Genomic DNA, 13,396 nt, shown 5'->3' with positions numbered 1-13,396 from the left:
ACTATAAACCAGCACCATTGCCAATGATACGCCGTTTGGTGAGCAACTATCCAATAAGTAGCTATCGAGCAGTAATTTTCTTCACTTTGGGTGTAATCATTCCCCTAGGTTTTGCCAGTAAATTTTATCAAGGAGCTTGGGATTGGTGGGTCAGAGACTATGCTGGTGACATCCTCTATGAGATATTTTGGATTTTGCTAATTGCCTCAATTTTGCCTAAATCTTCCCCTTTTTGCATAGCGTGTGGGGTTTTTAGTGCAACATCATTAATTGAGTTTTTCCAACTGTGGCAACCTCCGTTTTTAATAGAAATTAGGTCAACTTTTTGGTGGCATATGTTGCTAGGCAGTACCTTTGTTTGGTGGGATTTTCCCCACTATTTTTTGGGATGTGTTGCTGCCTGGATAGGGTTAAGATTGGTGAGAAGCAATCTTTTTTTTACCAAATCTCCTTAAACTCAGGCACTCAGCAATTTGCCCCCATTGCTAATGCCACACTGCCTTAGTCTGAGTCATTTTCTCTCTCCTGCTTGTTAATGAGTTTCACGAGGGATAGGAGCAAGTCGCTACGAGCAAATTGAAATTAAACGGTTTATTGTTCCGAGTAGCTCGTCTCGTTTGAAAGGCTTCGTCAGGTATTCGCTAGCTCCTAACTCTTTACCTTTGGCAACCTCAGATTGAGAACTTCTGGCGGTTAGAAAGATAAAAGGGATATTTGCCTTAAATTTCTGCAAGAATCCCAACACTTGGTAGCCGTCAAACCCTGGCATTGAAATATCGCAGATAATTAGATCTGGTCTAAAGGATAGAGCAAAGTTAGCACCACTGCTACCGTTGTCAGCACTCATTACTGTGTACTTTTCCGATGCCAATATTTCCTCAATGTTGAGCCTGATTAGCGGCTCATCTTCGATAATTAGAATTTTTGCCATGCTAAGACAACTTAGTAGAACTTAAGAAGCGAACTCTTGCCAGTATTTAACGGCAATAATTCACTAACTCAATTTTGCGTCTTTTCTCAAGGTAGTGTCATGCTTGTTACTACGCAAGTGACAGATAGTTTGGTGATAACACTCAATTATCTCTCCGTGATCACACTCAACCACTTTAATCTGATCTGCTGATTATTGGGTTAAGGTTTTCCTCAGGATCAGCCTTCTTCAAAGAAAAAAACACATTTACCCACAATGGTTCAACCATAATAGTTGTACAAAGTTTTTCTTGGCAGTTGCCTCCCTATAGGAAATTGTAACTCTTGCTGCTGGTAGTTCAGTCTTGGCGTCGGTGAGCCAGAGTATCTTCCTCTGCTCCGAAGTTAGATCTTTGATCTTTTAGCGCGACTTGGTATGATTTGCCAAATCACTTGAATTGAGGAAAATTCTAGCTGGAATCAGCAAAGAGTTTAACACTTGGATTCTCGTTATGATTATGCCAAAGTGACTCAAAGCAAGGATCCGTTAGCTCCACTCAGGACAGGTTTTGGATTTTTGATTTTGGATTATACTCAAGGGAAAATCCAGAAATTTATCCAAAGTTATCCCTCTTTTGAAGGTAAGGAGTGGGATTAGGGGCGATTCCTTTTAAGAAAATTTATCCCTTGAATTACAAGCTTATCCCGGCAAGACGATCATGAAAAAAATACCTTTATTTATCTTGAGCCTGCTATTAGTAACTGCCTGCACCAAAGAAAGGCAAAATACAGTAAGCAGGCAGATTCAAAACTGGACAGGCACTGATGGAGTATTGGATGTATATGCTGGAGACAAGCTGGTTAATCGTTTTATCCAAATCGACAAACTCTCAACAGCCCATGGAACGATCAGCGCTCAAGAAGTACGCCCCTATCGTTTTGGTTATGGATACTTAGATAAAAATCAAAACTTCCAGGTAGATGAGGGAGAGAAAAAAGTCTATTTCGAGTTTAGTGATTACTCAACTAACTATATTTTTTACGGAAGCCCTAATTAAACTTTCTCTCATTCCCTCAAGGTTAACTGATACTAGTTAACTAACAACTGGAATAAATCCTGCTACTGCGAATCAAGATGAATTTTTTCGACAAATTGAATAATGCGATCGCCAAAAATCAGAGCCTATTGGTTGTGGGACTGGATCCAAATCCCGAAATGATACCCAGTCGTTACTCTAAGCAGGAGGACAATCTAGGTAGTATTGATGTCTTATGGGACTGGCTGCAATTTATTATTAGCGAAACAGCAGAATTAGTCTGCGCTTATCGACCGACTTTTGGTTTTTACCAAGCTTTAGGAATTCCGGGATTAGAACTGCTGCAAAAAACGGTAACAGCTATCCCTGACCATATCCCGATTATTCTAGATGCTAAACATAGTGACCTCAATAGCAGCACTGCCTTTGCCCGAACCGTTTTTCAGGAGTGGCGAGTGGATGCAATTACCCTGACTCCCTATATCGGGCAAGATCAAGTAGCACCCTTTTTGGTTTACCCCGATCAGGCAGTATTTGTACTTTGTTGTAGTTCCAATCCTGCGGCGGCTGCTTTACAACAGTATCCTACACCGGAATTTCCTCTTTATTTGCAGGTAGTCAAGGAAGCAAAGAACTGGGGAATTCCCGAACAATTGGCACTGGAAGTAGGTACTAACGACGCCAATATTCTGGCACGAATCCGCGCTATTGCTCCGGAAAGACTAATTTTAGCTCGCAGTATTTGGGCAGAGGGAGGCGCTGACTTGCAGCAAATACTCACCGCTGGTTTAAATAGCGACGGAGAGGGTTTGCTCATCCCTGTTCCCCTAGATATGTTGCTCGATGAGCAACCATCTGTAGCCATTAAACCTCTGCGGGAGTCAATTAATCAGACTAGAAGTCAGATTTTACGAAAAAATGCCGCCTGTGAGTTGTGGATGCCCGATGTTTGTTTACTTGAGCCGCATCCTCAGCAGGATTTGATTTTGCAACTTTATGACATTGGCTGTATTCTGTTTGGCAATTTCGTTCAGGCATCAGGGACAACATTTCCTTACTACATCGACCTACGCAAAATTATCTCCCAACCTCAAATTTTCCACCAAATGCTCAGTGCTTACGCAGATATACTGAAAAAACTGAACTTTGATCGCATTGCTGGCATTCCCTACGGTTCCTTACCAACTGCAACTGGGCTATCGTTGCGCCTGCATCACCCAATGATTTATCCTCGAAAGGAGGTTAAAGCTCACGGTACTAGGCGGCTGATTGAAGGGAATTTCGAGCCGGGAGAAACGGTTGTCATCGTAGATGACATTTTGATTAGTGGCACCAGCGCCATGGAAGGAGCCCAAAAGCTCCAGTCGGCGGGATTACAGGTCAATGATATTGTGGTCTTTATGGATCATGAACAAGGAGTCAAAGACAGACTCAAAGCCAATGGTTATCAAGCTCATTCGGTGTTAACGATTTCTGAAATTACCGAAACACTTTATCAAGCAGGGCGAATTAGCAATGAGCAATTGCAGGCTTTCGCCCAAACCCATGAACAATAAACCCATCTTGAAAATAAGAGCCAGGAGACTCCAAATCTCCTCATCTCCCTTGTCCCCCTTGTCCTTTATTTATCCATTCAACCCTGATTGTGCAGCGCTATTTTCTGGGCTGTCCTCAAAATTTGCCCAGCCAGAATAGCTGCTCCAAAACCGTTATCAATATTTACCACTGCCACACCAGCCGCGCAAGAATTGAGCATCGTCAATAAAGGAGCAACACCGCCAAAACTAGCACCGTAACCCACACTAGTGGGAACTCCAATCACTGGACAATCTGCCAAACCCGCAACTACGCTAGGTAATGCTCCTTCCATACCAGCAACAACAATCAGCACATCCGCCTCGGCAATTACCTGCCAATTACTCAACAAGCGGTGAATTCCAGCCACACCAACATCGCAGAGGCGCTGCACCTCAAAACCACACAATTCAGCAGTAATGGCAGCTTCCTCAGCCACTGGCAAATCCGAGGTTCCGGCAGATATGAGACCGATAATTCCTGAATGTTTGGTGATTGCTTCACCAGCAAGAGCACAGATCCGAGCAGTTTGGTAGTATTCTAGCCCAGGAACTTTAGCTTTGAGTCGGGCAAAAATTTCTGGTTCAATCCGCGTCGCCATGACGATAGGACTACGCAGCCGCATTGCTGCCATAATTTCAGCAATTTGGTCAGGTGTCTTCCCTAGCCCCCAAATTACTTCGGGAAAGCCAGTTCTCAGAGTGCGATGATGGTCAATTTTGGCAAAATCACCCACTGACTCAAAGGTAAAGTGTTTTAGTTCGTTCAGGGCAACAGTTGGACTTACCTTACCAGCAGCAACAGCTTCGAGTAAGGATTGTAGGGCTTTTGGTTGAGTCACAGTGAAATGCTTGAATTTTAATAGGGTAGGCTGGGCTTACCATTAGATTTTAGTGGAGGGCTAATTTTCTGCTAATGTCAGTTCATGTAAATTCCAGAAACCTCCCCCCAAAGCAGAGAATTTGACATTGGCAAGGCGATCGCGCGTGGCTTGCAAAGTAAGCCGATTCACCAGAAAAAAGACTGGCAATTCTTCGGCAACAATTTGCTGAAATCTTCCATAAATCTCCTGGCGCTTGCTTTCGTCAAACTCCCTAACTCCGGCTTCAAAAAGACGGTCAATTTCCTGCTCCCAGTCAGACACTACCCAACCCTTGAGGGGAGGTTTTCCGGGCCGAGAGCCTTTGTTGAACTGATGGAACGAGCCTTGACTGTGCCAGAAAACCGATAAAATGTGAGGCTCAACTCCTCCTCCCTCAAAGGCACCCAGATAACAATCCCAATCTCTAGTTGATAGCAGCTTTTTAAGTACAGAATTGAAACTAAGCAACTGCAAATCTGCTTGCATGCCAATTTTGCTGAGATCTTGCTTAATCTGAACTGCTGCGTCTACCCGAGATTTATCCTCTGATTTCACCAAAATAGTAAATTGGACGTGGTTACCATCCCAGTCCAGGAGCTGTCCTTGGGGGTTATATTGGAAACCAGCGTCTAGCAGTAGTTGCCTAGCCTGCTGTGGGTTGTAGTTGTAGACTTTTAACCCAGCTTTTGGAGATAAGTGGTAAGGGCTGTGGGTACTAATAGCAGCATGTTGTACTTCACCGAGTCCCTGATAAATATTGTTATTCATCCTCTCCCGGTTAATTGCAGAAGCGACTGCCTGCCGAAAAGCCAAGGTGTTAAACCAGCGAGATTTAATTGGATCTACAAAGGGTTGCCCTTGCTCATTGCTGGCTTGATTGAGATTGAAACCGACAAAACTCACCCCATCACTAGCACCCCCGTTGTAAATGGTATATTTTCCTCGTTTTTCCTCTTGCTTGAGTAAACCAAAAGCCTCAGACTTTACTGGTAAACTATCGAGATCGCCAGAGCGAAATCTGAGTAACTGAGTATCAGTTGATTCAATAATTTGCCAGACAATACGCTCAATATAAGGCTGAGTATTCCCTTGAGTATCTTTGCGCCAGTAGTAGGGATTGCGTTGGAAAACCACTCGCTGATTAGGAGTGTAGCTTTCCATGATGTAGGAACCATTGCCAATAATTTTTGTCGGTTCTGTATCGGTTCCCCAAGTTGAGAGGAACTTGAGATTACCTTGATTGTCAGTGGCTTGCAAAGATTTCTGCAAAGCATGAGCTGGCAAAATTGGTAGTATTCCCACGTATCTCAAAAAAGGAGCAAAGGGTTCCGGTGCCCTAAACATAACCCGCCGAGAATCCAGTTTCTTGACTAAGGGAAAAGCACCACTAGGACCAATGCGCAGCAAACCTTGCACCACAGAAGGAATCTTTTGGTTGAAGTAAATGTCTTGAAAGCTAAAGACAACATCGTCAGCAGTTAGTGGTTGACCATCTGACCACTTAAGAGCTTCCCGCAGGGTAAAGGTAATCTGCTGCTGATCTTCAGAAATTTCCCAAGACTGCGCTAATTCTGGCTCCAATTGAGCACTAAGACCGTTTTCACTAAGCAGTCCCTCATAGATAAAAGGAAAAATACTGTAGGGAGAGCGATTTAAGGCGTAGTTAAAGGTTGTAGGCTCACTAGGAGTGACCAAAACTAATGGCGATACCTGATCTCCAGTCTTGAGCAGGCTTAAGTTGCAACCAGAAAGAGCCAATAAGCAAGACAACACTAGAGCGATTACTAGAGGTGGTGGTCGAAATAAGCCAAGCACAAGCAGCACCCAAACCAACAACAAGACAGTAGTAATTATTTCAATCTAATTATCTACAACTTTGAGCTCGTAAATGTTCCAGACAACACCTCCGAGGGAAGAGTATTTTACCTCGTGTACGCGATCGCGTACTGCGGACAGGGAAAGTGCATTTACCAGGTGAATATAAGGCAAATATTCTTGGGCAATGCGTTGTGTCTGTTCATAAATTGCCTTACGCTTGGCTTCATCGACCTCTCTTGCTCCTTCAATATAGAGACGACCAATTTCTGCCTCCCAATCGTAAACTTCTCTACCCTGAATCGGCGGTTGTCCCGGTAGTGGTTTCTGATTAAAGGTGTGCAAACCGCCATCAGGTGACCAAGCATTTGCCCCATCATTTGGTTCCACGCCACTAATAAAGCCCAACAAATGACAGTCCCACTCCAAAGTATTGGCGAGTTTATCTACCAGCGTATTAAAGGCAATAGGAGTGAAATCAACTTGCATGCCAATTTTACTCAAATCTTGCTTAATTTGCGCTCCCATAGAGACGCGAGTTTTATTTTCCGCGTTGGTAAACAAGGTAAAGCGTACTCGATTGCCCTCAGCATCAAGTAACTGTCCATTTTTGTCGTAGGTAAATCCTGCCTCCATTAGTAATTTTCGGGAGCGTTCAGGATTATATTCGTAAACTTTGAGTCCTTCCTCAGGAGAAATATAATAAGGACTCTGTACAGAAATGGGCGAGTTTTGCAATTCTCCCAGACCTTGCAGAGAATTATTAATCAATCTTTGGCGATCAATTCCATAGGCAACAGCCTGTCTAAACTTTACTGAATTAAACCAACGGGACTTAATCGGATCAACTAGGGGACGTCCGTTTCTACTACCCTTATTAAGATTAAACGAGATAAAATTTACACCCGGTCTTGGCCCTGAAGTATAAATACTAAAATTCCCCCGTTTTTCTTCTCGCTTGAGTAGTCCAAAATGCTCTGGAGGCATGCGTCCCCAACCATCAGTGAGATCTAAACCTCCAGAGCGAAACTGAATTACGGCCGTATCAGTTGATTCAATAATTTGCCAGACAATTCGCTCAATATAAGGCAAAGAATTCCCTTGCTCATCTTTGCGCCAGTAGTGGGGGTTACGCTCTAAAATTATCCGTTGACTAGGAGTGTAACTAACAATGCGGTAAGCACCATTAACCACAACTTTTTCTGGTGCAGTATCCGTTCCCCAAGTAGAGAGAAACTGAGGTTTACCATCAGTACCTTTAGTAATAATTGATTCTTGAAGAATATGCTCTGGCAAAATAGCAATGCCAAATGGGGGACCAGCTATAGAACGTAAAAATGGAGCAAAAGGTTCTGGCAGAATAAATTCAACGCGACGCTGATCAAGTTTGCGAATTTTAGGGAAAATACCATCTGCACCAATTTTGATTGAGTCTTTTGAATCTGTGGGGATTTCCGGATTAAAGACGATCTTCTCAAAAGTAAAGACTACATCATCAGCCGTCAAAGGTTTGCCATCTGACCACTTTAAACCCTCCCGTAGAGTAAACACAAAACGTTGCTTATTATCAAAGCTTTCCCAAGATTGAGCTAAACCTGGCTGAATGGCTGCGGTAAGATCATTAGTTGCAGTTAAGCCTTCAAAGGCAAAGCGAAAAACATTAGGGAACTCTTGATTAAAAGCATAGTTAAAAGTTTTTGGATCACCAAGGTTATGTAACACTAACTGAGATACTTCAGCCGCCTCTGTTTTAAAAGCATGAGGATTACAACCTCCCAGTAATACTGCAGAACCTAGCAAAAAAGTGGCTATTAGCAAGACAGAAAGTGAATGATGCAGGGAATAGTAAAAAGTACGGTCAGTAAACTTGTTGTATACATCAATAACCATCTCTGTTAGCCCACCACAAACTACTGACACCTCTAGATCTGTGTACATCTGTGGTTTTTGATTCATCAGGTTATCTAACTAAAGATAAACTCAATAATCAGCTAACTATTTATCTTCCACAACTTTGATTTCATAGATATTCCACAGAGTGCCACCAAGAGAAGTATATTGCACACCTTGTAAGCGATCGCGTACAGCCGCCAAATTTAAAGGACTGACTAAGTGGATAAAAGGCAAATACTCTTGGGCAAGTCGCTGTGTCTGGTCATAAATTGCCTTACGCTTAGCCATGTCTAATTCCTGTGCCCCTTGGACAAAAAGACTGGCTATTTCCCGTTCCCAATCGGCAAATTTCTGATCAATTATGGGCGGTTGTCCTGGTTGAGGTTGCTGATTGAAATTATGCAATCCCCCATCCAGAGACCAAATCGTTGCGCCACCGTGGGGATCATAACCCCCTCCGCCAATTGCCCCCAAATAAGCATCCCAATCAAGGGTGTTGCTCAGTTTGTCTACAAGTGTACCGAAGTTAATTGGCAGAAAATCTGCTTGGATGCCAATTTTACTTAAGTCTCGCTTAATTTGGGTGCCAATAGACTCAATCCGCCTACCACCAGAATTAGTCAGTAAGGTAAAGCGCACCCGATTGCCGTCGGCGTCCAGCAGTTGACCGGTGCTATTGTATTTAAACCCCGCCCCTAATAGTAATTCTTTAGCTTTTTCTGGGTTATAGTCGTAGACTTTTAGACCTTCTTGAGGAGAGAGATAGTAAGGACTAGTCTCAGGAATCATCGAATTTTGCGGTTCCCCCAGACCTTGAAGGATATTATTAATGATCGTTGGCCGATCAATGGCATGACTAACCGCCTGTCTAAAGGCAACTGTATTAAACCATCGAGACTTGATCGGATCTACCAGTGGTTGACCATTAGGACGGCGAGCTTGATTGAGATTAAAGCACATAAACAGTCTGGTAGTATCCGGGCCGCCCTCATAGATGGTAAAGTTACCGCGATTTTCCTCTCTTTTCAGCAGAGAAAAAGTTGCCGCCGAGATTTCTAGAACATCTGGCCCTCCCGAACGAAACTGCAATAATGCTGTATCAGTATTCTCAACAATTTCCCAAATAACACGATCAATGTAGGGCATCGGGTTACCTTGGGTATCTTTGCGCCAGTAGTAGGGATTACGCCGGAATACCACCCGTTGACTGGTGGTGTAACTCTCCATCATGTAAGGGCCATTGCCGATAATTTGGGCAGGATCAGTATCTGTTCCCCAAGTCGAGAGAAACTGGATTTTTCCTTGGGCGTCTTTGGTGGTTACTGATTTTCTCAGGGCATGGGCGGGCAAAATTGCTGCCCCCCCGCCGTAAAGTAGTAAGGGGGCAAATGGCTCTGGTGAAGAAATTTCTACCCGCCGTTGATCCAATTGGCGTACAGTAGGCAAAGCACCACTTTCCCCCACCCGCAAAACATCCCTGGTAGAAGCGGGAATTTCTGGGTTGAGGTAGACTTCATTGAAGGTAAAAATTACATCTTCTGCCGTTAGTGGTTGACCATCAGACCACTTCAAGCCTTCTCGCAGAGTAAAGACAATTCGCTTTTTGTCTTCAGAAACCTCCCACTTCTCGGCTAAGGCTGGTTCTAGTTCCCCAGTGACACCATTAACACCAATTAACCCCTCGTAAATGTAACCAAAAACATTAGGTGACTCTTGGCTGAGAGCATAGTTAAAGGTTTTAGGATCAGCACCTTCTGTAACAACCAATTGCGGTACTTGAGTAGCCTGGGTGTCAAACTGAGAGATAAACTGAACTGGACTACAGGCTGCCAAGGAAATTGCCAAACTCAATGCCAAAACAATGACAAGACAACGGCGAAGAAAATTCATGGCGAACATAGTTCAAAGCAGAGTTGTCTGTTGTTAGCATTTTCAAGACAACAACAGTTGTACTACCGTTTTTGCACCTGGAGTTCATAAATATTCCAGTTGGTTCCACCCAAAGCCGAGTATTGCACACCCTCAACGCGATCGCGTACTGCTGCTAGTGATAAAGTATTAACCAAATAAATTAGCGGTAAATACTCTTGGGTGAGGATTTGGGTTTTACCATAAATTGCTTTCCGTTTTGCCTCATCCAACTCCTGTGCGGCCTGGATATACAATTGACCCAATTCTGCTTCCCAGTCAGCAACCTCTCTACCTTGGAGGGGGGGTTGTCCCGCTTGGGGTTGTTGATTGAACAGGTGGGAGTTACCATCTGGTAACCAAAGATTAGCCCCAGTATTTGGTTCAATACCCGCTGTAAACCCTAGCATTGCACAATCCCATTCCAGGGTATTACTTAGTTTATCTACAAGCGTACTAAAGGCAATTGGCTGGAAATCAACTTGAATGCCAATTTCACTTAAATCTCGCTTAATTTGAGAACCAATCGCATCACCCGTTTGACTACCAGCCCCAGCTAGCAAGGTGAAACGTACCCGGTTTCCTTGGGCATCTTCTAGCTGGTTTTGACTGTTGTACTTGAATCCTGCGCCTAAGAGTAGTTCCTTAGCTTGCTCTAGATTATACTCATAGGTCTTTAAACCCTCTGCTGGAGAAAGGTAGTAAGGACTTTGTACGGGAATTGGTGAATCTTGCGACTCTCCTAGACCCCGATAGATGTTGTTAATCATCGTTGGGCGGTCAATGGCGTAGGAAACTGCCTGCCTAAAAGCAACCGTATTGAACCAACTAGCCTTAACTGGATCAACTACAGGCTTCCCGTTCCGACTCCCTTGATTGAGATTAAACATAATAAATCTCCGGCCGGTATCGGGACCACCTTCATAGATAGTAAAATTACTCCGCTTCTCCTCTCGTTTGAGTAGACCAAAAGAGGCGGCACTAATTTCTAGAGTATCGAGTCCCCCAGAGCGAAATTGTAACAATGCTGTGTCAGTGTTTTCGACAATTTCCCAAACTACTCGATCAATATAGGGTTGAGGATTGCCTTGAGAGTCTTTGCGCCAGTAGTAAGGATTGCGCTGAAAGACAACACGCTCGTTAGTTTGATAACTTTCTACAGTATAGGGGCCGTTCCAGACTACTTCTTTGGGGTCAGTGTCTGTTCCCCATTTGGAGAGAAATTGGGGATTACCTTGGGAGTCTTTGGTTTTTACCGATGCTTCTAAGGCATGTTTAGGCAAAATCGGCTGTCCGCCGCCAATACGCAAAAAGGGAGCAAAGGGTTCTGGTACAGTAATTTCTACTCGGCGCTGATCAATTTTACGCACACTAGGCAAGGCTCGACTTTCGCCAATGCGCAAAATGTCTCTAGTGCCTGTGGGAATTGCTTCGTTGAAGTAAATATTGTTGTAGGTAAAAATGACGTCATCCGCCGTCAGAGGTTCGCCATCTGACCACTTCAAGCCCTCTCGGAGGGTAAAAATAATCTGCTTTTTGTCCTCGGAAATCTCCCAACTCTCAGCTAGGGCTGGTTCTACTTCCCCAGTCAAGCCATTGGTAGTAATCATGCCGTCATAGGTGAGGCTAAAAACGCTGGGTAGAGAATCGCTGATGGCGTAGTTGAAGGTTTTGATATCGCCGACAATGTGCTGCACCAGTTGGGGTACTTGGGCTGCTTCGCTTTCAAATTGAGAGAGACTACAACCACTAAAAGCGATCGCACTAATCGTAGCTAGTAAAACTCTCAGCCAACGACGCCCAGTCACCCTAAACCTAGAGGATTTCATAGAAAATACTAATTTCTAGTCAACAAATATGATTTATTGACTCATCCTATCCAAGATTACCTAATCTTAGGGGGTAGAGGGTTAATGCTGACCTTAATCCATTAAACTCAGTAGACCAACCCGCCTTCTTCTCAAATTCTTAGATTGCCAAGACCGAGAAAAAGTCGTTCAATGTTAATCGTTATTCTCTTAAGAAAATTATGACCCCCCTGCAAATTATCTTTATAATCGGATTAGCTATTGTTTTGTTCAAGTTTGTTGCCTCAATTTTTGGCTATGGCAATATCCCCGGACTCAATATTTTGGTCACCTTTATTCTCGGAAGCTTTATAGTTTTTGAAATTGTTAAGCTTGTGCAAGTCATGCTTGTTTCTTTTAGCTGACTTGAGTAATCAATCAGCTACAGCATCTTGGTAAAGAGCGATCGCTTGCTTGATGAACCTCTATAGATGAGCTATTTGAGAGTAAGCGATCGCCTCTAGTGTGAATAAATAAAATATTAATTAATTTTTTGTATTGGTGCTGGTACTTTGGGCAGCCTGAGTCAGTTGCTAGTGGTTCGGGTTTTCTCTACAAAAGTTCCAGGATATCCGTACCAGTAATAGATAATTAAGTCGTAATATTAAGTAAGGTAAAGATGTTTATGATAAATCAGAGTCAACACTAATGGTATTATTCGGATTCGGCAAAAAGCACAATCTGCCTAAACTTGAAGAGGCTTTACCCGGAAGAACAGAATTGATGCCGGTACCCTCTCAACACCACGTCAACGGCAATCCCCTCAAGCCACCTTATCCCCAAGGACTAGAGATGGCGCTGTTTGGTATGGGCTGCTTCTGGGGAGCAGAACGCAAATTTTGGCAGCAAGAGGGAGTTTTGAGCACCGCAGTCGGTTATGCTGCTGGGGTAACACCTAACCCGACCTACAAAGAAGTATGCTCAGGCATGACGGGTCATAATGAAGTAGTGCGCGTGGTCTTTGACCCAAAAGTGATTAGCTACGAGAAATTGCTCAAAGTCTTCTGGGAAAGCCACAATCCCACCCAAGGCATGCGTCAAGGCAATGATGCAGGTACTCAGTATCGTTCTGGGATTTATGTCTATTCGGCAGAGCAAAGAAAACTCGCTGAAGCTTCACAGGATGCTTATCAGCAAGCTTTGAAGGCTGCTGGTTATGGAGATATTACTACCGAGATTATAGATGCTCCTGAGTTTTACTACGCAGAGGGCTACCATCAGCAGTACCTTGCCAAAAACCCTGGTGGCTATTGCGGTTTAGGTGGTACAAATGTGGCATGTCCAGTTGGGACAGGAGAAGTGGTTCAGTAGGTGCCAATTAACTTACTGGGGGTTGTCAGTCGTCAGCCGTCAATTGATCAACACTGGTATCATTCCCAGTAAGTCACTTTCGGTGAAGCCAATAGTTTTCATCGGGCTTGGTGGTGCTTTCTGTGAAGTTTTCCCCGAACCTAAGACCCTTCACAATAATATGCCGATTGTTTTTTAATCTAGTGACTTTTCTTGCCTAGGGTTCAAATCCGCTAAAATGACCCTAACCGTGCGATTCT

General features: G+C 43.8%; 10 protein-coding genes. 4 read left to right on the top strand and 6 right to left on the bottom strand.

Features of this window, described 5'->3' with window-relative positions; genetic code table 11:
* Window positions 1-23 precede the first annotated feature (23 nt).
* Window positions 24-455, top strand: a complete 432-nt coding sequence (locus tag ACT7WV_RS00890; protein ID WP_445105546.1) for a ribosomal maturation YjgA family protein — start codon at window positions 24-26, stop codon at window positions 453-455.
* Window positions 456-565: 110 nt separating this feature from the next.
* Here the strand turns inward: ACT7WV_RS00890 and ACT7WV_RS00885 are convergent, their stop codons facing one another.
* The gene (locus ACT7WV_RS00885; protein WP_445101079.1) at window positions 566-931 is read right to left on the bottom strand and encodes a response regulator transcription factor; all 366 of its coding nucleotides are present in this window, start codon (window positions 929-931) and stop codon (window positions 566-568) included.
* A 697-nt stretch (window positions 932-1,628) separates the two neighbouring features.
* On the opposite strand from ACT7WV_RS00885, the gene ACT7WV_RS00880 reads away from it, so the two are divergent.
* Window positions 1,629-1,967 (top strand): hypothetical protein, encoded by a 339-nt coding sequence (locus tag ACT7WV_RS00880; protein WP_445101078.1) that lies wholly within the window; start codon window positions 1,629-1,631, stop codon window positions 1,965-1,967.
* Between the two features lie 77 nt (window positions 1,968-2,044).
* Window positions 2,045-3,502, top strand: a complete 1,458-nt coding sequence (locus tag ACT7WV_RS00875; RefSeq protein ID WP_445101077.1) for a bifunctional orotidine-5'-phosphate decarboxylase/orotate phosphoribosyltransferase — start codon at window positions 2,045-2,047, stop codon at window positions 3,500-3,502.
* A 77-nt stretch (window positions 3,503-3,579) separates the two neighbouring features.
* Here ACT7WV_RS00875 and larB read toward each other — a convergent pair whose 3' ends face one another.
* The 5 genes from larB to ACT7WV_RS00850 form a co-directional block, all read right to left on the bottom strand.
* Window positions 3,580-4,362, bottom strand: a complete 783-nt coding sequence (gene larB / locus ACT7WV_RS00870) for a nickel pincer cofactor biosynthesis protein LarB (protein ID WP_445101076.1) — start codon at window positions 4,360-4,362, stop codon at window positions 3,580-3,582.
* A 60-nt stretch (window positions 4,363-4,422) separates the two neighbouring features.
* The gene (locus tag ACT7WV_RS00865) at window positions 4,423-6,156 is read right to left on the bottom strand and encodes an ABC transporter substrate-binding protein (RefSeq protein ID WP_445101075.1); all 1,734 of its coding nucleotides are present in this window, start codon (window positions 6,154-6,156) and stop codon (window positions 4,423-4,425) included.
* A gap of 87 nt (window positions 6,157-6,243) precedes the next feature.
* Window positions 6,244-8,154: an ABC transporter substrate-binding protein gene (locus ACT7WV_RS00860; RefSeq protein ID WP_445101074.1), complete on the bottom strand. Its 1,911-nt coding sequence runs from the start codon at window positions 8,152-8,154 to the stop codon at window positions 6,244-6,246.
* Between the two features lie 39 nt (window positions 8,155-8,193).
* Window positions 8,194-9,990: an ABC transporter substrate-binding protein gene (locus tag ACT7WV_RS00855; protein ID WP_445101073.1), complete on the bottom strand. Its 1,797-nt coding sequence runs from the start codon at window positions 9,988-9,990 to the stop codon at window positions 8,194-8,196.
* A gap of 53 nt (window positions 9,991-10,043) precedes the next feature.
* Window positions 10,044-11,828 (bottom strand): ABC transporter substrate-binding protein, encoded by a 1,785-nt coding sequence (locus tag ACT7WV_RS00850; protein WP_445101072.1) that lies wholly within the window; start codon window positions 11,826-11,828, stop codon window positions 10,044-10,046.
* Between the two features lie 666 nt (window positions 11,829-12,494).
* Between ACT7WV_RS00850 and msrA the strand changes: the two genes are divergently transcribed.
* Window positions 12,495-13,157 carry a peptide-methionine (S)-S-oxide reductase MsrA gene (msrA, locus tag ACT7WV_RS00845; RefSeq protein WP_445101071.1) on the top strand — a complete coding sequence of 221 codons (663 nt, stop codon included), beginning with the start codon at window positions 12,495-12,497 and terminating at the stop codon, window positions 13,155-13,157.
* The last annotated feature ends 239 nt before the right edge of the window (window positions 13,158-13,396 follow it).

The sequence above is a fragment of the Symploca atlantica LB2515 genome, assembly GCF_052546295.1.
Note: the sequence above shows the minus strand (reverse complement) of the source record. Positions and strands in the feature narration are given on the sequence as shown.